Source organism: Pseudonocardia sp. Ae505_Ps2, from assembly GCF_001932425.1.
In the GTDB taxonomy this organism is placed as follows: domain Bacteria; phylum Actinomycetota; class Actinomycetes; order Mycobacteriales; family Pseudonocardiaceae; genus Pseudonocardia.
In genome coordinates, this window is sequence record NZ_MCIP01000001.1 from 2498257 (window position 1) to 2518380 (window position 20124).

The window sequence follows — 20124 nt, forward strand, 5'->3', positions numbered from 1 at the left end:
ACACGAAAGTCCGTGCATCCATGGGCCGATTCATCCTTCGGCGGCTGCTCCAGGGGATCCTGGTCGTCGTCGTCACCGCTTTCCTGATCTTCATCGCGACGTTCTCGCTCGGGGACCCCTTCGCCTCCACCGGGGAGAAGGTCGTCCCGCCGGAGGTCGCCGCGATCAACCGCGCCAAGTTCGGTCTCGACCAGCCGCTGCCGGTCCAGTTCGTGAACTACCTCGGCAACATGGTCACCGGCGACTTCGGCCTCGACTTCGACCAGCGGCGTCCGGTCTCCCAGCTCCTCGCCGAGACCGTCCCCAACACGATCCTGCTCGCCGTCGTCGCGCTGCTGTTCCTCGTCCTGTTCGGGGTGACGGCCGGTGTGATCGCCGCGGTGCGCCGCTACTCGTTCTGGGACGTGTTCGTCACCGTCGTCTCCACCATTGGCATCGGTGTCCCGGTGTTCGTCGTCGCGATCTTCCTGGTCGCGAACGTCTCGGGAGTCGGGCCGTTCCCGCCGGTACCGCGCAGCTTCCTCGAGGAGGTGCCCTGGTACTGGGACGTGATCCTGCCCGCGTTCACCCTCGCGATCATCGAGTCGGCGTTCGTCGCCCGGCTGATGCGGGGGTCGATGTTGGAGGTCCTGCAGGCCGACTACATCCGCACCGCGCGCGCCAAGGGTCTGTCCGAGCGGACGGTCATCGGCAAACACGCCATGCGGACGTCGCTGCTACCCGTCGTCACCTTCGTCGGGCTCACCCTGGGCACCTACATCGGTGGCGCGATCGTCACCGAGACGGTGTTCCAGTACAACGGCGCCGGGTTCCTGCTGGCCCGCGCGATCACGAACAACAACGCGCCGGTCATCATGGCGGTGGTCGTCTACAGCGTGGTGGCCTACGTGCTGCTCTCCATGCTCGTCGACATCCTCTACGCCTACCTCGACCCGCGCATCCGCCTGAGCTGACTGAGTGAGGCGATCCCTCGCATGAACCCACCACCCACCCCCGGCGCGCCGGCCACCGATCCGGCCGCCGCGCTCGGACTGCCCGGCGGCGACCCCGCCGAGGCCGTCACGCCGGTCCCCGACGGCCGCCGCCGTGGACGGTCCAATGGCCAGTTCGCCGAGATCTGGCGGCGCTACCGCCGCAACAAGCTCGCCATGGCCGGGCTGGTCATCGTCGCGTTCGAGATCGTCATGGCGATCATCTCGCCGTTCTCGACGCCCTACGACCCGTTCGAGCAGAACCTGCTCAACACGCTGCAGCCGCCGTCGTCGGCGCACTTCTTCGGCACCGACGTCCTCGGCCGAGACCTGTACTCCGGGATCATCTACGGCGTCCGGCTGGCGATGATCGTCGGTCTGTCCGTGGTCTTCTTCTCCCTCGTCCTCGGGCTGACGCTCGGTGCGCTCGCCGGGTTCAAGGGCGGCGCGTGGGACGCGGTCATCGCCCGGATCATCGACATCTTCCTTGCGTTCCCACCACTGGTGGGTGCCCTGGTGATCGTCCGCGCGGTCGGCGGTGGGACGCTCCCGGTCGTCATCGCACTCGTCGCGCTGGGCTGGATGACGACCGCCCGGCTGATGCGTGGCCAGGTGCTGGCCCTGCGGGAGGCCGAGTACGTCGAGGCGGCCCGCTCGATCGGGGCGGGCACCCGGCGGATCCTGACGCGGCACATCCTGCCCAACGCCGTGGCACCGGTGCTCGTGTACTCGTTCACCTCGATCGGCGTCGTCGTGGTCGCGATGGCGACCCTGTCCTACCTCGGTGTCGGTGTCCCGCCGGACGTCCCGGAGTGGGGCCGGTTGATCTCGCAGGCCTCCCAGTACCTGTCGGTGCCGGGCAAGAGCTTCCTGTGGATCTTCCCGTCCGCCGCCATCGCGATCACCACGCTGGGCTTCGCGTTCGTGGCCGACGGCCTGCGCGACGCCCTCGACCCCAAGCTGCGCGGGAGGAACTGACCCGTGACCGAGAACCGAAGCGAGCACATGCTCGAGGTGCGCGACCTGCGGGTGCACTTCTCCACCGACGCCGGCGTGGTCAAGGCCGTCGACGGCGTCAGCTGGCACGTCGACCGGGGCGAGACCCTGGCGATCGTCGGTGAGTCCGGCTCCGGGAAGTCGGTGTCGGCGATGAGCCTGATGGGCCTCGTCCCGACCCCGCCCGCGACGTTCCCCAGCGGCGAGGTGCTGCTGGAGGGCCGCTCGCTGCTGACGATGTCGGAGTCCGAGCAGCGCAAGCTGCGCGGCAAGGACATCGCGATGATCTTCCAGGATCCGCTGACCGCGCTGAACCCGGTCTACAAGGTGGGCGACCAGATCGCCGAGATGATCCGGGCCCACGACCGGCAGGCGGGCAAGGTGACCGCCCGCCGTCGCGCCGTCGACCTGCTCGGCGAGGTCGGCATCCCGAATCCGGCCACGCGGGCGTCGCAGTACCCGCACGAGTTCTCCGGCGGGATGCGCCAGCGCGCGATGATCGCGATGGCGCTCGCGAACGACCCGAAGGTCCTGCTGGCCGACGAGCCGACCACCGCGCTCGATGTCACCGTGCAGGCCCAGATCATGAACCTGCTCGAGAAGCTCCAGGAGCAGCGTGAGACGGCGATCGTCCTGATCACCCACGACCTGGGCCTGGTTGCGGCGCACGCCGACCGGATCATGGTCATGTACGCGGGCAAGGTCGTCGAGACCGGGACCAACGACGAGATCTTCGCCGAGCCGCGGCACGCCTACACCTACGGGCTGCTGTCGTCGCTGGCGCGGATGGACCAGGCCCGGCCGGAGAAGCTGGAGCCGATCCCCGGGCAGCCGCCGAACCTCGCGCACGTCCCGTCGGGCTGCGCGTTCCACCCGCGCTGCCGGTTCGCCACGTCGTCGTGCGCGGAGAAGACCCCGGAGCTGGTCCAGATCTCCGACCGGCCCGGCCACCTGCACGCCTGCCTGCACCCCGACGAGGTGGGCCAGGCCGCCGCCACGCCGCGGGAGCCGGCCGTCCCGGGATCCGAGGCGCGCGTCGCGGAGACGTCGGACGGCGAGCCGATGCTGCGCACCGCGGGGCTGACCAAGTCCTTCCCGATCCGCTCCGGGGTGCTGTTCCAGCGCACGGTCGGCGTGGTGCAGGCCGTCGACGGCATCGACCTGGAGATCCCCGAGGGGCAGACGCTGTCGCTGGTCGGCGAGTCCGGCTGCGGCAAGTCCACCGCGGCCCGGGCGATCCTGCGGCTGCACGAGCCCACCGCGGGCAGCGTGCACGTCAACGGCCGCGACGTGACCGCGCTCGGACAGGGGGAGCTGCGCTCGGCCCGGGAGGACATGCAGATCGTCTTCCAGGACCCGTACGCGTCGCTGAACCCACGCATGACCGTCCGGTCGATCCTGTCGGAGAAGTACGAGCTCCTCGGCGGTGAGCTCACCGACTCCACGATCCCGGAGCTGCTCGAGACCGTGGGGCTCTCGGCCGAGTACGCCGAGCGCTACCCGCACGAGTTCTCCGGCGGGCAGCGCCAGCGCGTCGGCATCGCCCGAGCGATCGCGCTGAACCCGAAGTTCGTGGTGCTCGACGAGCCGGTCTCGGCCCTGGACGTGTCCATCCAGGCCCAGGTGCTCAACCTCCTCGAGCAGCTGCAGCGCGACTTCGGGCTGACCTACCTGTTCATCGCCCACGACCTGTCGGTGGTACGCCACATCTCCGACCGCGTCGCGGTGATGTACCTGGGCAACGTCGTCGAGGTCGCCGACCGCGACGACCTGTTCGACCGGCCGCAGCACCCCTACACCCAGGCGCTGATCTCGGCGGTTCCCGTCCCGGACCCACAGGTCGAGCGGGTGCGCGAGCGGATCGTGCTGACCGGGGACGTGCCCAACCCGGCCGACCCGCCGTCGGGCTGCCGGTTCCGCACCCGGTGCTGGAAGCACCTGGAGCTGTCCGACACCGACAAGGCGCGTTGCATCGACGAGAAGCCGGTCCTGGAGATCGCGTCCGGGCCGGGGCACCGGGTGGCCTGCCACTTCGCCGAGGAGCGCGCGCTCCTGCGGACCTGACCGAGCGGACCCGCCGGACCAGGGCCCCACGGCCACGACACGCCACCCGGTGCGAAACTGGGTGGCGTGTCGCTGGTTCTGGGGATCGAGACGTCGTGCGACGAGACCGGTGCCGGTCTCGTCCGGGACGGGGTGCTGCTCGGCGAGGGGCTGGCGTCGTCGGCGGACGAGCACGCCCGTTTCGGCGGTGTGGTCCCGGAGGTCGCGGCCCGTGCCCACGTGAGCGCGGTGACCCCGATGGTGCGCGCGGCCGTCGAGGCGGCCGGGGTGTCGCTGTCCGACGTCGACGCCGTCGCCGTCACCGCGGGGCCGGGGCTGTCGCCGGCGCTGCACGTCGGTGTCGCGGCGGCGAAGGCGTACGCGGCGGCCCTGGACGTGCCGCTCTACGGGGTGCACCACCTCGCCGGGCACGCCGCCGTCGACGTCCTGGAGCACGGGCCGCTGCCCGACCGCTGCGTCTGCCTGATCGTGTCCGGCGGGCACACCTCGCTGCTGGCGCTGGGCGACCTGGCCCGCGATCCCGTCGAGCACCTCGGCGACACCGTCGACGACGCCGCGGGGGAGGCCTTCGACAAGGTCGCCCGGCTGCTGGGCCTGCCCTACCCGGGCGGCCCGTCGGTGTCGCGGGCCGCCCTCGACGGCGACCCGGCCGCGATCGCGTTCCCGCGTCCGATGACCGGCCCGCGCGACGCCGCGTTCGGCTTCTCCTTCTCCGGGCTCAAGACCGCCGTGGCCCGGCACGTCGAGGCGGCCCAGGATGCGGGCCGCGCGGTCCCGGTGCCCGACGTCGCCGCGTCGTTCCAGATGGCCGTGGTGGACGTCCTGGTCCGCAAGGCGCTGCGGGCGTGTGCCGAGCGCGGCGCGGACACCCTGCTCATGGTCGGCGGGGTCGCGGCGAACCGGGTGCTGCGCACCGAGATGGAGCGCGCCTGCGCCGCCGCCGGGATCACCCTGCGGGTTCCCGTACCGCGGCTGTGCACCGACAACGGCGCGATGATCGCGGCCCTGGGTGACCTGCTGGTCCGCGACGGCGTCGCGCCCGCGGGGCTGGCCGGGACCGCCGTCCCGACCGTTCCGCTGACCGGCGCGACGATCACGTTTCCCCCGGCGACGGGGGAGGCGGCGGAGTACCCGCTGCCCGTCGTGCCCCACGCCGCGGCGGGGTCGATCATCGCCCCGTAGGCTCCTCGGGTGCCTGCTCGTCGCCTCCTGCTCGTCCACGCCCACCCGGACGACGAGACCCTGACCACCGGCGGGACCATCGCCCGCTACACCGCCGATCCCGACTGCGAGGTCACCGTGGTGACCTGCACCCTCGGTGAGGAGGGCGAGGTGATCGGACCGGAGCTGGCCGAGCTCGCCCCGGACCGCGGTGACCAGCTCGGCGGTTACCGCATCCGCGAGCTCGACGCCGCGCTGGCCGCCCTCGGCGGGCCCCGGCACCGCTGGCTCGGTGGCCCCGGGCGCTGGCGCGACTCCGGCATGGTGCTGGCCGGGCACGGGACCCGCGCGGCGCTGCCGCCGGAGCTGCACCCGCGGGCGTTCGCCGCCCCGGAGCCGTTCGGCACCCAGCTCGCGCAGCTGTTGGAGATCATCGACGAGGTCCGCCCGCAGGTGCTGGTCTCCTACGCCTCCGACGGCAGCTACGGCCACCCCGACCACGTCCGCGCGCACGAGCTGGCCGTCGCCGCCGCCGGGGCGCGCCCGGACGTCGTCGCCAAGCTGTACTTCGCGGTCCGGTCGAGCGCGCTGCTCGACGCCGGGCTCGCCGAGCTGCACTCCGCCCTCGGCGGGGACCCGGACCGCACCGGGCTGCGCTGGCCGGAGCCCGACGAGCACCCCGGCCACGACGTCGGGGCCGTCACGACCCGGGTCGACGTCGACGCCCACGACGACGCACGCGTCGCCGCGATGCGGGCACACGCCACCCAGATCGACGTCCGCAGCGGCGACGGCTGGGTCGCGTTCGCGATGAGCAACGGCATCGTGCAGCCGCTGCTGGGGGTCGAGGAGTACGTGCTCGCCGGTGCGCCGCCCGGCACGATGGAGTCGGACCTGTTCGAGGGGGTCGACGGATGAGCGACGTGACGAGGCTCCCGCTCGCGCTGGTGCTGCTGGTGATCTCGGTGCTGCTGGTGGCCTTCGAGCTGATGTTCCAGATGCTCTACATCGGGCCGGTCCCGGTGCCGCTGGGCACGGTGATCGTGGTCGTCTCGCTGCCGTGGCTGATCCACACCACGGTCACCGAGATCCTCCCGACCCCGGCGGGTGCCGCCGCCCCGCTGGTCGTGTGGTTCGCGGCGGTGCTCGTGCTCGGCTTCTTCGGGCCGGGCGGGGACCTCCTGCTCCCGGTGAACTGGGAGTCGCTGCTGCTGCTCGTCGCCGGCGCCGTGACCGGTGTCGTGTCGTTCCGCAGGGCGCTCGACCGGCTGGCGGACGGCCGCGACCGTAGGGTCAGCTGATGACGATCTCCGACGACGATCTGGTGCGGGTCCTGCGCCCGTTCGTGCGGGCGACCCGGCCGGTGCTCGACGGGCTGCGTGAGTCCGACCCGTTCGGCCTGCGCGCCCGGGTGACGCCCGGCCCGGACCGCGCGGTGGACACGAGCGACGAGGAACGCTCGTTGGCCGACAAGATCCTCGACGCGCTGGCGTCGGTGAAGGTCCCCGGCACCTCGGCCTGGGCGGCGATGGACGTCCCCGCCCGCAGCGACTGGTGGGTCTACCGGGTCGGCCGGTTCACGACGCTGATCGCCGCGATCCCGGGCCTGGGCGGGGCGCTGGCGCGCACCCTGCCGGTGTCCGACGCCGTCGGCGCGGCGGGGGAGGGGTTGCTGCTCGTCGCGATCGCGGGCGAGCACGGGGTGCGCTCGGAGGACCGGCTCGTCGAGCTGCTGGCGTCGGTGCTGTTCCAGCGTGAGCTCGACCTCGCCGCCCGGGAGCTCACCGCGGCCGAGGACGCCGCGGCCGACGCCCGCGCCGAGGAGCTCACCGGTGACCTCGCCGGCGACGGCGGCAAGCGGGCCACGCTCAAGCGTGTGGGCAGCGCCGTCTGGCGCCTCGGACGGGCCCTGTGGGGTGTGGAGGACGAGCTCGACAAGCGTCCGCACGGCCGCTTCTACCACCAGTGGCTCGGGCTGCTGCCGGTCGTCGGCGTCGTCGGGAAGTACCTGGGGGAGTGGTCGGGGCTCAAGCGTGCCGCCAAGCAGGCCCGCGCCTGGCTGCTCGCCCGCGGGTTCGCCTGAGCTCCTGATCCTCCGGTCAGGCAGGCTCCGGGGGAACCAGGTAGTGGTAGCGGTGGTGGTCGGTCCAGCCGGTGCCGCGGTAGAGGGCGAGCGCGGCGGGGTTGTCGTCGGCGACGTCGAGCATCCCGTGCCGCGCACCGTGCGCCGCGCCCCAGGCCAGAGCCTGTCCGGTGAGCCGGGACGCGAGCCCGCCCCGCCGCGCGGCCGGGACAACCCACAGGCGTGACACGTAGACGTGGTCGTCGACGACGGCGGCGCGCACCGACGCGACCGGCGTCCCGTCGGCGTCGGCGAGCGTGCCGAACCCGACCTCGACGGGGTCCGTGCTCGTCCCTTTGCTCTGCTCACCGGGACGCAGCACCTCGGCAGGCGCCCCGGTCAGCACCGCCCACGCGGGCGCGCCGGGCGCGGGTTCCGGCTCGCCCTGCGCGGCCCACCAGTCGGGTCCGGGCGTTGCGGGCCACCGCGGTGCCGGGGCGTCGGACGCGGCGCGGGTGACGAGCACGCTGCAGGTCCCGGGGCCCTCGTCCCGCACCCAGCCCGCTTCGATCACCCGGTTCGACCAGGGCGCCTCCACCGGGGCCTGCACCACCGGGACGATGCCGTGCCGCCCGGCGAACTCCCGCACCCGTTCCAGGGCGCGTTCCACCGGCATCCCCGGGTCCCCGAGTGCGAGCGCGGAGTTCGCCCGCCGGGTCCAGCCGCCAGCCGCGCGCAGCAGCCAGCCGCCCAGCTCCTCGACGACCGGTGCCGGCCAGGCCGTCGCCCGCACGCGTTCCAGCCGGTCCACCGCCGCACGCGACGCCCGCCGGGCCGGGGCGGGCGGCACCTCCCGGACGGCGACGACGGCGTCGCGCCGCACGTGGACCGGCCCCGACCGGGTGTGGACGATGACCGCGTCGGGCCCGTCGGGCTCCAGCTCACCGACCGCGTCGGTCAGTCCGGGGCCCGGCGCGTCCTCCGGCGCGATGCGGTGGCGCAGGGCCACTCGCCGTCCTGCCAGCTCGTCGAGCATGAAGCCGACCACCTCACTCCTGCCCCGCCGGGGGCCGCGGGTTAACCTGCGAGCGTCCCAGTTTGACCGGGCACCCCACCACCACATGATCGCCGGGTGCCCGCTGCTCCGAGTGGAGGACCACCGAAGTGACCTACGTGATCGCCGAACCCTGCGTCGACCTGCTCGACAAGGCGTGTATCGAGGAATGCCCGGTGGACTGCATCTACGAGGGTGGACGGATGCTCTACATCCACCCCGACGAGTGCGTCGACTGCGGTGCGTGCGAGCCGGTCTGCCCGGTCGAGGCCATCTACTACGAGGACGATGTCCCCGACCAGTGGGCCGCCTACACCAAGGCCAATGTGGACTTCTTCGAGGAGCTGGGCTCGCCCGGCGGGGCGTCGAAGCTCGGCAAGGTCGACCGTGACGTGGAGCCGGCCAAGAGCCTGCCCCCGCAGGAACACGACGAGTGAGCAGGCTCGACCTCCCCGACTTCCCGTGGGACTCGCTGACCGGCGCGCGCGAGCGCGCGGCGGCGCACCCCGACGGCATCGTCGACCTGTCGGTCGGCACCCCGGTGGACCCGGTCCCCGGGGTGCTGCGGGAGGCGTTGGCCGGGCCGGCCGCCGCCGAGCCCGGCTACCCGACGACGCACGGCCCGGCGTCGCTGCGTGAGGCGGTCGTCGCCTCGTTGCAGCGGCGCTTCGGCGTGCCCGGGGTCGACCCGGCCGCGGTGGTGCCCACGATCGGCTCGAAGGAGCTGGTCGCCTGGTTGCCGACGCTGCTGGGACTCGGCGCTGGCGACACCGTCGTCATCCCGGAGCTCGCGTACCCGACCTACGAGGTCGGGGCCCGGTTGGCGGGGGCCGAGCACGTCCGTTCCGACGGCCTCACCGCCGCCGGTCCGGCACGGGTCCGGCTGGTCTGGCTGAACTCGCCGTCGAACCCGACCGGCCGGGTCCTGCCGGTCGAGCACCTGCGCAAGGTCGTGACCTGGGCCCGGGAGCGGGGCGCGGTCGTCGCCTCCGACGAGTGCTACCTCGGTCTGCCCGGCGACGCCGAGCCGGCGCCGCGCTCGGTGCTGCACCCCGACGTCTGCGCCGGCGACTCCACCGGCCTGCTGGCGGTTCACTCGCTGTCGAAGGTGTCGAACCTGGCCGGGTACCGCGCCGGGTTCGTCGCCGGGGACCCGGCGCTGGTGTCGGGGCTGCTGGAGGTCCGCAAGCACGCGGGCATGATCGTTCCGCGTCCGGTGCAGGCCGCTCTGGAGGCGGCCGTCTCCGACGACGCGCACGTCGCCGAGCAGGCCGCCCGCTACGACGCCCGTCGCACCCGCCTGCGGGCCGGGCTGGAGAAGGCCGGGCTCACGATCGAGCACTCGCAGGCCGGGCTCTACCTGTGGGCGAGCGCGGACGAGCCGTGCCGCGACACCGTGGACCGGCTCGCCGGTCTGGGGATCCTTGTCGCTCCCGGCGAGTTCTACGGGCCCGCGGGCGCCCGGCACGTCCGGGTGGGGCTGACCGCGCCGGACGAGCGCATCGACGCCGCCGTGGATCGGCTCGGGACCGCCTGAACCCCCGACTGTCGTTGCGATAGGCAAGGACCCGGGAGAGGATCGGCGGATCAGTCACGACGCCGGTGCAGCGATCCGGCAGGCGAAGGAGCCGTCGAATGCAGGCACCGCGTCCCTGCAACCCCGGTGGCGCCGACCCGTCCGCGTCGTCCGGTCCCGGCACGGCCTCCGGGCCGGCCGCGCATCGCGACCCGGGTCCGGGGTCGGGGCGACCGGTCGGGAGGCACCCGGCCGTGCGACCGGCACTGGTCCTGTTCGGGGTGCTCGCCCTCGCGGTGAACCTGCGGGCCGGGCTCGCCGGCTACCCGCCCCTGCTGGAGACCGCCCGCGCCGACCTCGGGATCGGGGCGGGCGCGGCGGGTCTGGTCCAGGCCGGTGCGGTGCTGATGATGTCGGCGGGCTCGTTCGGCGCGGCCGCCGTCGCCACCCGGGTCGGCCGTGAACGGCTACTGGGTGTCGCCGTGGCGACGATCGGGGTCGGCAGCCTGCTGCGGTCGGTGGCGGCACTGCCGGCCCTGGTCGGCGGCTCGGTGCTGGTCGGGCTCGGCATCGGGGTGTCCGGGGTGCTGCTCACCGGGGTCGTGAAGGAGCACCTGGCCGAGCGGGCCGGCGCGGTGACCGGCGCCTACGTCGTCTCGATGATGATCGGCGCGACGGTCGCCTCCGCCGTCGCGGTGCCCCTGGCCGTCGCGCTGGGCGGATGGTCCTTCTCGCTCGCGGTGTGGGCGGTGCCCGCGGTGCTCGCCGTCGCGGTGTGGGCACCGGTGGCGAGCCGGATCGGTCGCGCCCGCCCGGACACCCCGGACGCGCGGGGAACGACCGACGACGGCCCGTCGGTCGCCGAGGAGGTCCGGGTCCGTCACGACCCGTTCGCCCGCCGCATCGCCTGCTACCTGGCGGGCTCGTCGACGATCTTCTACGGCTGGCTGACCTGGCTGTCCCCGTTCTACGAGTCCCAGGGCTGGTCACCGCAGGCAGCGGGGCTCCTTCTCGCGGTGTGGGGCATCGCGCAGATCCCGGCGGCCCTGCTGTTCCCGGCCGCGGCCGAGCGACGACGCCGGTGGCGGTTCTGGGCGGCCCTGACCGTGCTCAGCTCCGCCGCGGGGACGCTCGGGGTGCTGCTCGCCCCCGCGCCGGGTTCACCGTTGCCGTGGCTGTGGGCGGTCCTGATCGGCATCGGGGTCGGCGCGGGGTTCCCGCTGGGCCTGACGGTGATCGCCTGGCGCACGCCGACCCCGGCCCGCAGCGCCGCCGTCAGCGGGTTCGGCCTCGGGATCGGCTACTTCTGCGCCGGGATCGGGCCGCTGGTGATGGGGGTGGTCATCGACGCCGCCGGGTTCCCGCCCGCGATCGGGCTGCTCCTGATCGGTGCCGGGCTGCAGGGCGTCGCGGTGGTCCGGATCGGGGACCGCCCGCGCTGAGCGGTCCGGCTCAGAGGACCTCGGCCTGCTCGGCCAGGTGCTCCCACGCGGCCCACCACTGCTCGCGCAGCGCCTCGGCGCGGGCCCGTTCGCGCTCGACCAGCCGGCCGCCGACGAAGACCTCGTGGGCGTCGGGTCCGGGGCCCAGTTCGTCGAGCAGGGCGCGGATGCGGTGCTCGGCGACGCAGGCGTCCTGGTGGTCTCCCAGGACCTCCTGCAGCCCGGCGGCGGCCTTGAGCATCCGCCGGACCTGGCGGGCGTCCTCGGTGCGGGACCCGTCCTCGTCGCGCATCGCCGGCTCGACGAGCTCACCGGTGTAGCGCAACCGCTTGGTGCGGATCCGCAGGTCGTGCAAGGTCATGTCCGGCGGGTTCGGCCCGGCGCGACGCACCGCCTTCACGAGCTTGCGGGTCTCGGCCCGGACCAGCTCGATCAGCTCGGGGCGGGCGACCTCCGCCGGCGGCTCCGGCAGCGGCGCCGAGACGGCCTCGACCAGCGAGCGACGCAGTGCGGCGTACCGGTCGGAGTCGAGCTCGTCCAGCATCTCGGCGCGGGCACCGACCCGGTCGGCCTCCAGCACCGCGACCAGCCGCTCACCGGCGGCCAGCTCGGCCGGGGGCAGCGTGGACACCTCGCCGCGCAGGCGGTCGATCATCACGTCGAGGTCGCGCACCGGGCCGAGCGCCCGGCCGAGCCGGCCGAGCTCGGCCCGCAGCAGGTCCGCCCAGGTCTGATCGAGCAGGGGGCGGGCGGCCTTGAGCGCCGCCCGCATCCGCCGCACCGAGACCCGCATCTGGTGCAGGTCCTCGATGTCGGACCCGTCGCGTACACCGGGTTCGTGCCGCAGCATCGCGCGCAGCCGCTTGTCCAGGAGCGCACGGACGTGCGCCACCGCCGGGTCCTGCGGCCCGGCGGTCAGCGGCTCACCGAGGTCCGCGGCGCCGTAGAGGTCGTTCCCCGGAGGCTGCGCAGCCCCGTCCGTACCCACCATGTCCCTGCCGTCCTGCTCTTGTGGGTGTTCCGCCGTGAACCGCTGCCGGGCCGTCAGTTGGCGTGCAGCGCGGCGTTGAGGGCGATGCCGTCGCCGGTGCGGGCCAGCACCTCGACGGCGCCGGACACCGAGTTGCGACGCAGCAGCAGCCCGTTGCGGCCGGACAGCTCGCGTGCCGCGGTGGTGCTGCCGTCGGGCAGCGTGACCTTGGTGCCTGCGGTGAGGTAGAGGCCGGCCTCGACCACGCAGTCGTCGCCGAGGGAGATGCCCAGGCCGGCGTTCGCGCCGAGCAGGCAGCGGCGGCCGATCGAGATGACCTCCTTGCCACCCCCGGACAGCGTCCCCATGATCGAGGCACCGCCGCCGACGTCCGAGCCGTCCCCGACGACGACCCCGGCCGAGATCCGGCCCTCGACCATCGACGCGCCGAGGGTGCCGGCGTTGAAGTTGACGAAGCCCTCGTGCATGACGGTCGTGCCCTCGGCCAGGTGCGCGCCGAGCCGGACGCGGTCGGCGTCACCGATCCGCACGCCGGCGGGGATCACGTAGTCGACCATCCGCGGGAACTTGTCGACGTGGGTGACGGTCACCGGACCGCGGCCGCGCAGCTTCGCCCGGGTGAGCTCGAACCCGGGGACCGGGCACGGGCCGTGGTTGGTCCAGACGACGTTGGCGAGCAGCCCGAACTGGCCCTCGAGGTTCACCTGGTGGGGCTGGACGAGGCGGTGGCTGAGCAGGTGCAGTCGGAGGTAGACGTCGGCGGCGTCGGCCGGTGCGTCGGCGAGCGAGCGGATCTCGGTGCGCACGACCTCGGTGCGGACCTCACGCAGCTCGTCGGTCCCGACGAGGGGCTGCAGCTCGGCACCGTTGTCGGACGCGTCCCCGCCCAGCACCGGAGCCGGGTACCAGACGTCGAGGACGGTGCCGTCGGTCGTGACCGTGGCCAGGCCGGTTCCGGAAGCGCCTTCGCGGCGGTACTCGGTGCTCACGGGCCCCGAACCTACCGTCCCGCCGTCGCCCACGGCACGCCGCGGTGGGTGCGCCGGGACACGTCGGCATGATCGGCCGCCCGCACCGCGAGCAGCACCGCGGCGGCCTGCAGGTAGCGGAGCACCGCGGCCGGCGCGAACGGCGGCGGTGGTGGGTCCGGGAGCCGCCCGCACGCCCGGCACCGGGCCTGCAGCACCATCCAGTGCTCGACCGTCGGCGGTGGCGGCGCGGTGCGGAACTGCGCGACCCGCACCTCCCACACGCTGCGCCGCCGCATCGCATCGCGCAGCGCCCGATCCCGGTGGAACGTCTCCGGCGGGCGCGCGCAGCCGTACCGGTCGCCCCACCACTCACCGGGCAGCGGATCGAGGATCACGTCCAGATGCGACGGGAACCGGCGGCCCGCCCCGTCACGCAGGTCACCCGGCGGGTCCTCCATCGGCGGCACTCGCCGGTTTTCCGCGTCCACGACGACCATCCGCAGCCCCGCGACCGCCAGGATCGCCGCCAGCGTGTCCAGCGCCGGCGCGAGCGACCGGCTCTCGATCCGGGCGATGGTCGACGGCGCCAGCCCCGTCCGCTCCGCGAGCTCCCGCTGTGACAGGTCCGCGCTGCGCCGCACCCGCCGGACGAGCCCGGACAGATCGGGCACGACGACGTCGACCGGCGCCGGCGGCGGCTCCTCGGGCAACCGGTCGCCCTCGATGATGTCCATGCACCGACCCTGCGCCCACGAGCCCGGGATGCACCGGTGACCTGCGAACCTGTGGACAACTCGCCCGCTTGTGGACAACCGCCCGTCAGCGGTTCCGGCAACGGGCGACGCAGCGCCCGCGGCCCGGGCGGCCGTCCCGGCGGTGGTCGTCCGTGCCTCGCTTTGCTCTGCTCACCGATACGCAGCGGGCGCCCCGGGGTCGCCCCTGGAGGCGGCCGGAAACCGTTCGCAACGCCGGTCGTGCCCGGCAGCGGCAGGGACGTGCGAGACGCTCGTGGGCCCGTGCTGCGTATCGGTGAGCAGAGCAAAGCGACGACCGAGGAGCCCTCCCCGGCGGCGCGGCGGCGGCCCGGGGCACCGACCCGGCGACGCGCGGGACCGGTCCGGGGCTCCCGGGGGGCGGGCGGGTCGCGGGTGAGGGCTGTCCTGGTGGAGGGCCGTCCTGGTGGGTCGGTAGCGTCGCGCCGGTGACGACGACGCTGCCCGCGCTGGACCTCACGTCCGACCCGGTGACCCTGACCGCTGCGATGGTCGACATCGCCAGTGTGTCCGGGGACGAGCGGCGGCTCGCCGACGCGCTCGAGGTCGCGCTGCGGTCCCAGGCGCCGCATCTGGAGGTGCTGCGGTCCGGTGACGCGGTGCTCGCGCGCACGAACCTGGGGCGTCCGCACCGCGTGCTGCTGGCCGGGCACATCGACACGGTGCCGATCGCGGACAACGTGCCGTCGCGCCGTGCCGACGGGATCGTGCACGGCTGCGGCACCTCGGACATGAAGTCCGGCGACGCGGTGTTCGCGCACCTCGCGGCCACGTTGGCCGCGCCGCGGCACGACCTCACCCTGATCTTCTACGACTGCGAGGAGATCGAGGCGGAGCGCAACGGGCTCGGCCGCATCGAGCGCGAGCACGGGGACTGGCTCGACGCCGACCTCGCGATCCTCGGCGAGCCCACCGACGGTGCGCTCGAGGCCGGTTGCCAGGGCACCCTGCGCGTCGAGCTGCGGACCGCGGGGCGGCGCTCGCACTCGGCGCGCTCGTGGCTGGGGGACAACGCGATCCACCGGGCCGCGGAGATCCTGTCGCGGCTGGCCGCCTACCGGCCGCGGTGGGTGGACATCGACGGCTGCGAGTACCGCGAGGGGCTGCAGGCGGTGCGGATCGGCGGCGGGGTCGCGGGCAACGTCGTCCCCGACGAGTGCGTCGTCACGGTGAACTTCCGGTTCGCCCCGGACCGGTCCGCCGAGCAGGCCGTCGCGCACGTCCGGGAGGTGTTCGACGGGTTCCCGCTCGTAGTGACCGACCTCTCGCCGGGTGCGCTGCCGGGCCTGTCCGCACCGGCGGCCGCGGAGTTCGTCGCCGCGACCGGGGCGGTGCCGCGGGCGAAGTACGGCTGGACCGACGTCTCGCGCTTCGCCGCGCTGGGCATCCCGGCGGTCAACTACGGGCCCGGCGACCCGAACCTCGCCCACACCCGCGAGGAGCACGTCGCCGAGAACGCGATCACCGCCTGCACCGCGGTGCTGCGCCGCTACCTCGCGGGCGACTCCGCCTGATCGGAGCTCGCCTGGTCGGAGCTCGCCTGGTCGGAGACTGTCTGACCGAAGCCCGCCGGACGGCCCGCACCGGGTGACACCGCACCGGGTGACACCGCACCGACGCTGTGCCGACACCGCTGCCGACACTGCTGCCGACACTGCTGGGGTCACCCCGTCGGGCCGCCCGACACCGCCCACGACCCCACCGGCGCGGCCCGGCCGTCGCCGCCCGAATACCGTGATCACCATGGCCGACGAGAACGCCGATCCCCGGACGCTGCACGAGAAGCAGCCCGAGAAGCAGCGAGGCCCGGTGGTGCTGCGCGGCGAACGCAGCATCGAGCCGACCACCACCGACCAGCGGCTGCTCGACTCGCGCGGCCCGGCGGACTGGGTGCACACCGACCCGTGGCGGGTGCTGCGCATTCAGGCCGAGTTCGTCGAGGGGTTCGGGATGCTCGCCGAGCTCCCGCGCGCGGCCACCGTGTTCGGCTCGGCCCGCACGAAGGTCGGCTCCCCGGAGTACGAGCTGGGTCGCGAGCTCGGGGCGCGGCTCGCCGGAGCCGGGTTCGCCGTGATCACCGGGGGCGGTCCGGGCGCGATGGAGGCCGCGAACCGCGGCGCCTCCGAGGCGGGCGGGCTCTCGGTGGGGCTCGGCATCGAGCTGCCGTTCGAGCAGGGCCTGAACCCGTGGGTCGACCTCGGGATCAACTTCCGCTACTTCTTCGCCCGCAAGACGATGTTCGTCAAGTACTCGCAGGCGTTCGTCTGTCTGCCCGGCGGGTTCGGCACGCTCGACGAGCTGTTCGAGGCGCTCGTTCTCGTCCAGACCAAGAAGGTCACCAAGTTCCCGGTCGTACTGCTCGGCAGCGACTACTGGGGCGGCCTCTACGACTGGATCGCCAGGACCGTCCTGGTCGACGGCAAGATCAGCGAGAAGGACCTGGACCTGCTGCACGTCACCGACGACATCGACGACGCCGTCGACGTGGTCAACGAGGCCTACCACGCCTGGGAGGAGACGCACTGATGGCCGGTCCGGAGCCCGGGTTCGCCGTCTGCGTCTACTGCGCCAGCTCCGACGGCGTCGCCCCGCACTACCTCGCCCTCGCCCGCGAGGTCGGCCGTGCCGTCGCCGCCCGCGGCTGGACGCTCGTCTCCGGTGGGGGCCGCAAGTCGATGATGGGCGCGGTCGCGGCCGGCGCCCGGGACGGTGGCGGCCGCACCGTCGGGGTCATCCCGCGGTCCATGGTCGAGCGCGAGTGGGCCGACCACGACAGCGACGAGCTGCTCGTCGTCGAGAGCATGCGCGAGCGCAAGCAGCAGATGGAGGACCGCGCCGACGCGTTCCTCGCACTCCCCGGCGGCATCGGGACCTGCGAGGAGCTGTTCGAGGTCTGGACGGCCGGGACGCTCGGCCTGCACGGCAAACCGGTCGTGCTGCTCGACCCCGACGGCCACTGGGACGGCCTCGTCGAGTGGGTCGCCGGGCTCGTCGACCGCGGGTTCGCCTCGCGGGCCCCGATCGAGCGGCTGCGGCAGGTCCGCGGTGACGACGCCGCCCCGGCCGACCCCGCGGCGCTGGCCGGCGTGGCGCTCGACGAGTGCGCCCGTCCGCTCGTCTGAGCCCATGCCCCTCGCCGCTCGGCTCGCCGCCCGCAAGGACGGCCGTCGCGTCGCCGTCGTCCTGCCCGCCCTGGACGAGGAGGCGACGGTCGGTCCGCTCGTCGCGGGGCTGACCCGGCTGTGCGAGGGCGACCCCCCGCTGGTCGACGACCTCGTCGTCCTCGACTCCGGCAGCACCGACCGCACCGCGGAGCGCGCCGCCGCGGCCGGGGCTCGGGTGCTCGGCCGGGAACGGGCGGTGCCCGGTGTCCCGGTGCTGCCGGGCAAGGGCGAGGCGATGTGGCGTGCCGTGGTCGCTCTGGGGAGCGGGCCACGCCCGGCCGACCTGGTCTGTTTCGTCGACGCCGACCTCGTCGACCCGCACCCCGAGCTCGTCGAACGGCTCCTCGCCCCGCTGCTCACCCGGCCCGGGACCGCGCTGGTCAAGGGCTACCACCGGCGGCCGCTGACCGGCCCCGGCGGCTCCGTAGGCCCCGGCGGCAGCGACGACGCGGGCGGGCACGAGGGCGGCCGTGTCACCGAGCTGCTCGCCCGCCCCCTGCTCGCCGCCCTCCGGCCCGGGCTGCGGCACGTCCGCCAGCCCATCGGCGGTGAGTACGCCGCGACCCGGGAGCTGCTCGACCGGCTCCCGTTCGCGACCGGCTACGGCGTCGACATCGGCCTGCTGCTCGACACCGACTCCGACACCGTCGTCGGCGGGACCGCGGCCATCGCACAGGCCGACCTGGGCGTGCGCCGGCACCGCAACCGTCCGCTGCACGAGCTCGGCCACACCTCCCGGGAGGTCCTCGCCACGGCCCTGTCCCGGTGCGGGGTCGACGACTCCGGTGCCGGCCTTACCGCGTTCCTCCCCGACGACGTCGGCTCCGACGACGCCCGTCCCGGCCACGGCATGGAGACGGGATGGCGCGCCGAAACCCGTCCGCTGCGTCAGGTGGACCGGCCCCCACCAGGGCGGGTGCGCGACGGAGGGTCCGCCGAGCCGGTGGTCGCGCCCGCCGCCCGCGTGGGGTGGGACCCGTCGTCGGACCGGCGTGATGTGATGGCGGCATGGGGACCGCCCTCGCGTACGTGATCGTCCTGGCCGGCGTCGCCGCGCTGGTCTTCGTGTTGGCGGCCGCGGTCTTCGGCCGTGGGGAGGAGCTCGCCCCGCTCGCCCCGGACGCGACGCCCACCCGGCTGCCCGCCCGCGAGGTGTCCGGCGCCGACGTCCGCGACCTGCGTTTCCAGCAGGTGCTGCGCGGATATCGGATGGCCGAGGTGGACTGGGTACTCGACCGGCTGGCCGGCGAGCTGGACCGGGTCCGGTCCGACCGGCACGAGCTCGCCGACCGGGTGGCCCGGTTGGAGGCGACGATCGCGCGGATGCGCGCCGAGGAGGACCCCGGTGACGGGCAACGACAGCAGTGGTGACCGCGGGACCGCAGGCGGGGTCGGCGACCGGGCCCCGGGCGTTCGGCCGGCCGGCGGCGGCCGGGTGGAGCTGACCGTCCCGGTCGACGTCAACGTCCCCGCCGACGTCCTGTGGGAGGTCGTGTCCGACCTCGAGGGCCAGTCGGACTGGATGCTCGGCACCACCGTCGAGATCACCGCGGGCGACGGCCGCTCGGTCGGCACCGAGCTGCGCGCGGTCACCGGGGTCGGGCCGCTCGGCGTCGCCGACACGATGCGGGTCACCGAGTGGACCGAATCGCCCGTGGGGACGACGGGGCAGCGGCGGATCGTCGTGACCCACACCGGCACCGTGATCCGCGGCGACGGCGTGTTCGTCGTCGTCGAGCTCGGCCCGGCCCGGTCGCGGTTCCTGTGGACCGAGCTGCTCGACCTGCCGCTGGGGGCGCTCGGCCGGTTCGGCTGGCCGCTGGTGCGTCCCGCGTTCCGGGCCGGGGTCGCGCACTCGCTGCGGCGGATGGCCGAGGCGACCGAGGACCGCTACCGGGCGGGCCGGTGACCCGATGACGACGCCGGCGATCACGCCTCCCGACGACCGCGGCCGCTGCGACTGGGCGCTCTCGGCTCCCGACTACGTCGCCTACCACGACGACGAGTGGGGCCGGCCCGTCCACGGCACCGCGGCGTGGTTCGAGCGCCTCACCCTGGAGGGCTTCCAGTCCGGCCTGTCCTGGATCGTCGTGCTGCGCAAGCGCCCCGCGTTCCGGGAGGTCTTCGCCGGCTTCGACCCGGAGACCGTCGCCCGCTTCGGCGACGACGACGTGGTCCGCCTGCTCGGCGACGCCCGGATCGTGCGCAACCGGCAGAAGATCGAGGCCACCGTGGCGAACGCGCGCGCCGTGCTCGACATGGCCGACGCCGGCGACGACCTCGGCGCGTTCCTCGCGTCCTACGCACCGGACCCGGCCGCGCACCCGCGTCCGGCGACGCTGTCCGAGGTCCCCGGCTCCACCCGGGAGTCCACGGCGCTGTCGAAGGCACTCAAGAAGCGCGGCTTCCGGTTCGTCGGCCCCACCACCTGTTACGCGCTCATGCAGGCGACCGGTCTGGTCGACGACCACGTCGCGTACTGCTGGCGGGCCGGGGCCCTCCCGGAGGGCCCGCGGGGTACCGGACCGGGGTCGTCGTAGGGTCGCCGGGCCGTTGCGCTGCGTGAACGCCGCGGGTATCGCTCCCGAGCCGTGATCGCCTCGGTTGCACCTCGACGCCGGTGATGAGGGACAATGTGGTCTCACGGGTCGGCGCGCGCCCCGAGCGCGCACCCGGGGAAACGACAGTTGTGGATGTTGACGGAGGACGGACGAATGGCCGCGATGAAGCCCCGCACCGGCGACGGGCCCATGGAAGTCACCAAGGAGGGCCGGGGCATCGTCATGCGCGTCCCGCTCGAGGGTGGCGGGCGTCTCGTCGTCGAGATGACCCCGGACGAGGCCACCGACCTCAGTGAGGCGCTGAAGTCGACCGTCGGCTGACAGTAGACGACACGGACACGACGCGGCGGGGCCGGGAGACCGGCCCCGCCGTCGTCGTCTCCGGGGGTCCCGGCGAC

General features: G+C 74.1%; 22 protein-coding genes. 18 read left to right on the forward strand and 4 right to left on the reverse strand.

Going from position 1 to position 20124, the window contains the following annotated elements; all coding sequences use genetic code 11:
• Nucleotides 1-20: 20 nt before the first annotated feature.
• The 7 genes from Ae505Ps2_RS12005 to Ae505Ps2_RS12035 all read left to right on the forward strand — a co-directional run bounded on the left by Ae505Ps2_RS12005 (nucleotide 21) and on the right by Ae505Ps2_RS12035 (nucleotide 7275).
• On the forward strand, nucleotides 21-953 hold the full coding sequence (locus Ae505Ps2_RS12005) for an ABC transporter permease (protein ID WP_020626372.1): 933 nt from the start codon (nucleotides 21-23) through the stop codon (nucleotides 951-953).
• A gap of 21 nt (nucleotides 954-974) precedes the next feature.
• Complete coding sequence (locus Ae505Ps2_RS12010; RefSeq protein WP_083695573.1) at nucleotides 975-1949, forward strand: ABC transporter permease; 975 nt, start codon at nucleotides 975-977, stop codon at nucleotides 1947-1949.
• A 3-nt stretch (nucleotides 1950-1952) separates the two neighbouring features.
• Nucleotides 1953-4031, forward strand: a complete 2079-nt coding sequence (locus Ae505Ps2_RS34005) for an ABC transporter ATP-binding protein (RefSeq protein WP_075308209.1) — start codon at nucleotides 1953-1955, stop codon at nucleotides 4029-4031.
• A 66-nt stretch (nucleotides 4032-4097) separates the two neighbouring features.
• A complete protein-coding gene (gene tsaD, locus Ae505Ps2_RS12020; RefSeq protein WP_075553624.1) occupies nucleotides 4098-5213 on the forward strand; it encodes a tRNA (adenosine(37)-N6)-threonylcarbamoyltransferase complex transferase subunit TsaD in 1116 nt (371 codons plus the stop codon).
• A 9-nt stretch (nucleotides 5214-5222) separates the two neighbouring features.
• The gene (mshB, locus tag Ae505Ps2_RS12025; protein ID WP_075308205.1) at nucleotides 5223-6110 is read left to right on the forward strand and encodes an N-acetyl-1-D-myo-inositol-2-amino-2-deoxy-alpha-D-glucopyranoside deacetylase; all 888 of its coding nucleotides are present in this window, start codon (nucleotides 5223-5225) and stop codon (nucleotides 6108-6110) included.
• The gene (locus tag Ae505Ps2_RS12030; RefSeq protein WP_075308203.1) at nucleotides 6107-6493 is read left to right on the forward strand and encodes a hypothetical protein; all 387 of its coding nucleotides are present in this window, start codon (nucleotides 6107-6109) and stop codon (nucleotides 6491-6493) included. Before mshB ends, Ae505Ps2_RS12030 begins: the two co-directional genes overlap by 4 nt.
• Nucleotides 6493-7275 carry a hypothetical protein gene (locus tag Ae505Ps2_RS12035; protein WP_075308201.1) on the forward strand — a complete coding sequence of 261 codons (783 nt, stop codon included), beginning with the start codon at nucleotides 6493-6495 and terminating at the stop codon, nucleotides 7273-7275. Before Ae505Ps2_RS12030 ends, Ae505Ps2_RS12035 begins: the two co-directional genes overlap by 1 nt.
• 16 nt (nucleotides 7276-7291) lie before the next feature.
• On the opposite strand, the gene Ae505Ps2_RS12040 is transcribed toward Ae505Ps2_RS12035, so the two are convergent.
• Nucleotides 7292-8302, reverse strand: coding sequence for a GNAT family N-acetyltransferase (locus Ae505Ps2_RS12040; RefSeq protein ID WP_083695575.1), 1011 nt, complete (start codon nucleotides 8300-8302; stop codon nucleotides 7292-7294).
• Nucleotides 8303-8418: 116 nt separating this feature from the next.
• On the opposite strand from Ae505Ps2_RS12040, the gene fdxA reads away from it, so the two are divergent.
• From fdxA to Ae505Ps2_RS12055, 3 genes are all read left to right on the forward strand, one after another.
• Complete coding sequence (gene fdxA / locus Ae505Ps2_RS12045; protein WP_075308199.1) at nucleotides 8419-8745, forward strand: ferredoxin; 327 nt, start codon at nucleotides 8419-8421, stop codon at nucleotides 8743-8745.
• Nucleotides 8742-9845 (forward strand): succinyldiaminopimelate transaminase, encoded by a 1104-nt coding sequence (gene dapC / locus Ae505Ps2_RS12050; RefSeq protein WP_075553625.1) that lies wholly within the window; start codon nucleotides 8742-8744, stop codon nucleotides 9843-9845. Before fdxA ends, dapC begins: the two co-directional genes overlap by 4 nt.
• A gap of 233 nt (nucleotides 9846-10078) precedes the next feature.
• Nucleotides 10079-11266, forward strand: coding sequence for an MFS transporter (locus Ae505Ps2_RS12055; protein ID WP_075312342.1), 1188 nt, complete (start codon nucleotides 10079-10081; stop codon nucleotides 11264-11266).
• A 10-nt stretch (nucleotides 11267-11276) separates the two neighbouring features.
• Here the strand turns inward: Ae505Ps2_RS12055 and Ae505Ps2_RS12060 are convergent, their stop codons facing one another.
• Genes Ae505Ps2_RS12060 through Ae505Ps2_RS12070 form a run of 3 tightly spaced genes read right to left on the reverse strand, consistent with a single transcriptional unit; the run spans nucleotide 11277 to nucleotide 13962 of the window.
• The gene (locus Ae505Ps2_RS12060; RefSeq protein WP_075308195.1) at nucleotides 11277-12257 is read right to left on the reverse strand and encodes a CHAD domain-containing protein; all 981 of its coding nucleotides are present in this window, start codon (nucleotides 12255-12257) and stop codon (nucleotides 11277-11279) included.
• A 53-nt stretch (nucleotides 12258-12310) separates the two neighbouring features.
• Nucleotides 12311-13246 (reverse strand): 2,3,4,5-tetrahydropyridine-2,6-dicarboxylate N-succinyltransferase, encoded by a 936-nt coding sequence (gene dapD / locus Ae505Ps2_RS12065; RefSeq protein WP_075329826.1) that lies wholly within the window; start codon nucleotides 13244-13246, stop codon nucleotides 12311-12313.
• An 11-nt stretch (nucleotides 13247-13257) separates the two neighbouring features.
• On the reverse strand, nucleotides 13258-13962 hold the full coding sequence (locus Ae505Ps2_RS12070) for a helix-turn-helix transcriptional regulator (RefSeq protein ID WP_075308193.1): 705 nt from the start codon (nucleotides 13960-13962) through the stop codon (nucleotides 13258-13260).
• A gap of 479 nt (nucleotides 13963-14441) precedes the next feature.
• Between Ae505Ps2_RS12070 and dapE the strand changes: the two genes are divergently transcribed.
• From dapE to Ae505Ps2_RS12110, 8 genes are all read left to right on the forward strand, one after another.
• Nucleotides 14442-15515, forward strand: a complete 1074-nt coding sequence (gene dapE / locus Ae505Ps2_RS12075) for a succinyl-diaminopimelate desuccinylase (RefSeq protein WP_233147725.1) — start codon at nucleotides 14442-14444, stop codon at nucleotides 15513-15515.
• Between the two features lie 229 nt (nucleotides 15516-15744).
• Nucleotides 15745-16527 (forward strand): TIGR00730 family Rossman fold protein, encoded by a 783-nt coding sequence (locus tag Ae505Ps2_RS12080; RefSeq protein WP_043280539.1) that lies wholly within the window; start codon nucleotides 15745-15747, stop codon nucleotides 16525-16527.
• On the forward strand, nucleotides 16527-17123 hold the full coding sequence (locus Ae505Ps2_RS12085) for a TIGR00730 family Rossman fold protein (RefSeq protein WP_075333002.1): 597 nt from the start codon (nucleotides 16527-16529) through the stop codon (nucleotides 17121-17123). Before Ae505Ps2_RS12080 ends, Ae505Ps2_RS12085 begins: the two co-directional genes overlap by 1 nt.
• Nucleotides 17124-17127: 4 nt before the next feature.
• Nucleotides 17128-18198 (forward strand): glucosyl-3-phosphoglycerate synthase, encoded by a 1071-nt coding sequence (locus Ae505Ps2_RS12090; protein ID WP_083695578.1) that lies wholly within the window; start codon nucleotides 17128-17130, stop codon nucleotides 18196-18198.
• Nucleotides 18174-18536: a DivIVA domain-containing protein gene (locus Ae505Ps2_RS12095; RefSeq protein ID WP_020626070.1), complete on the forward strand. Its 363-nt coding sequence runs from the start codon at nucleotides 18174-18176 to the stop codon at nucleotides 18534-18536. The genes Ae505Ps2_RS12090 and Ae505Ps2_RS12095 overlap by 25 nt, the downstream gene beginning before the upstream one ends.
• Nucleotides 18511-19074 carry an SRPBCC family protein gene (locus Ae505Ps2_RS12100; RefSeq protein WP_337819610.1) on the forward strand — a complete coding sequence of 188 codons (564 nt, stop codon included), beginning with the start codon at nucleotides 18511-18513 and terminating at the stop codon, nucleotides 19072-19074. The genes Ae505Ps2_RS12095 and Ae505Ps2_RS12100 overlap by 26 nt, the downstream gene beginning before the upstream one ends.
• A 4-nt stretch (nucleotides 19075-19078) precedes the next feature.
• On the forward strand, nucleotides 19079-19705 hold the full coding sequence (locus Ae505Ps2_RS12105; RefSeq protein ID WP_075308187.1) for a DNA-3-methyladenine glycosylase I: 627 nt from the start codon (nucleotides 19079-19081) through the stop codon (nucleotides 19703-19705).
• Nucleotides 19706-19879: 174 nt separating this feature from the next.
• Nucleotides 19880-20047, forward strand: coding sequence for a DUF3117 domain-containing protein (locus Ae505Ps2_RS12110; RefSeq protein WP_010241564.1), 168 nt, complete (start codon nucleotides 19880-19882; stop codon nucleotides 20045-20047).
• Nucleotides 20048-20124 lie beyond the last annotated feature (77 nt).

Coding starts and splice junctions, on each gene's coding strand:
- Ae505Ps2_RS12005 (WP_020626372.1), top strand. CDS start 21: ATGGGCCGATTCATCCTTCGGCGGCTGCTCCAGGGGATCCTGGTCGTC.
- Ae505Ps2_RS12010 (WP_083695573.1), top strand. CDS start 975: ATGAACCCACCACCCACCCCCGGCGCGCCGGCCACCGATCCGGCCGCC.
- Ae505Ps2_RS12030 (WP_075308203.1), top strand. CDS start 6,107: ATGAGCGACGTGACGAGGCTCCCGCTCGCGCTGGTGCTGCTGGTGATC.
- Ae505Ps2_RS12035 (WP_075308201.1), top strand. CDS start 6,493: ATGACGATCTCCGACGACGATCTGGTGCGGGTCCTGCGCCCGTTCGTG.
- Ae505Ps2_RS12060 (WP_075308195.1), bottom strand. CDS start 12,257: ATGGTGGGTACGGACGGGGCTGCGCAGCCTCCGGGGAACGACCTCTAC.
- Ae505Ps2_RS12070 (WP_075308193.1), bottom strand. CDS start 13,962: ATGGACATCATCGAGGGCGACCGGTTGCCCGAGGAGCCGCCGCCGGCG.
- Ae505Ps2_RS12080 (WP_043280539.1), top strand. CDS start 15,745: ATGGCCGACGAGAACGCCGATCCCCGGACGCTGCACGAGAAGCAGCCC.
- Ae505Ps2_RS12085 (WP_075333002.1), top strand. CDS start 16,527: ATGGCCGGTCCGGAGCCCGGGTTCGCCGTCTGCGTCTACTGCGCCAGC.
- Ae505Ps2_RS12090 (WP_083695578.1), top strand. CDS start 17,128: ATGCCCCTCGCCGCTCGGCTCGCCGCCCGCAAGGACGGCCGTCGCGTC.
- Ae505Ps2_RS12095 (WP_020626070.1), top strand. CDS start 18,174: ATGGGGACCGCCCTCGCGTACGTGATCGTCCTGGCCGGCGTCGCCGCG.
- Ae505Ps2_RS12105 (WP_075308187.1), top strand. CDS start 19,079: ATGACGACGCCGGCGATCACGCCTCCCGACGACCGCGGCCGCTGCGAC.
- Ae505Ps2_RS12110 (WP_010241564.1), top strand. CDS start 19,880: ATGGCCGCGATGAAGCCCCGCACCGGCGACGGGCCCATGGAAGTCACC.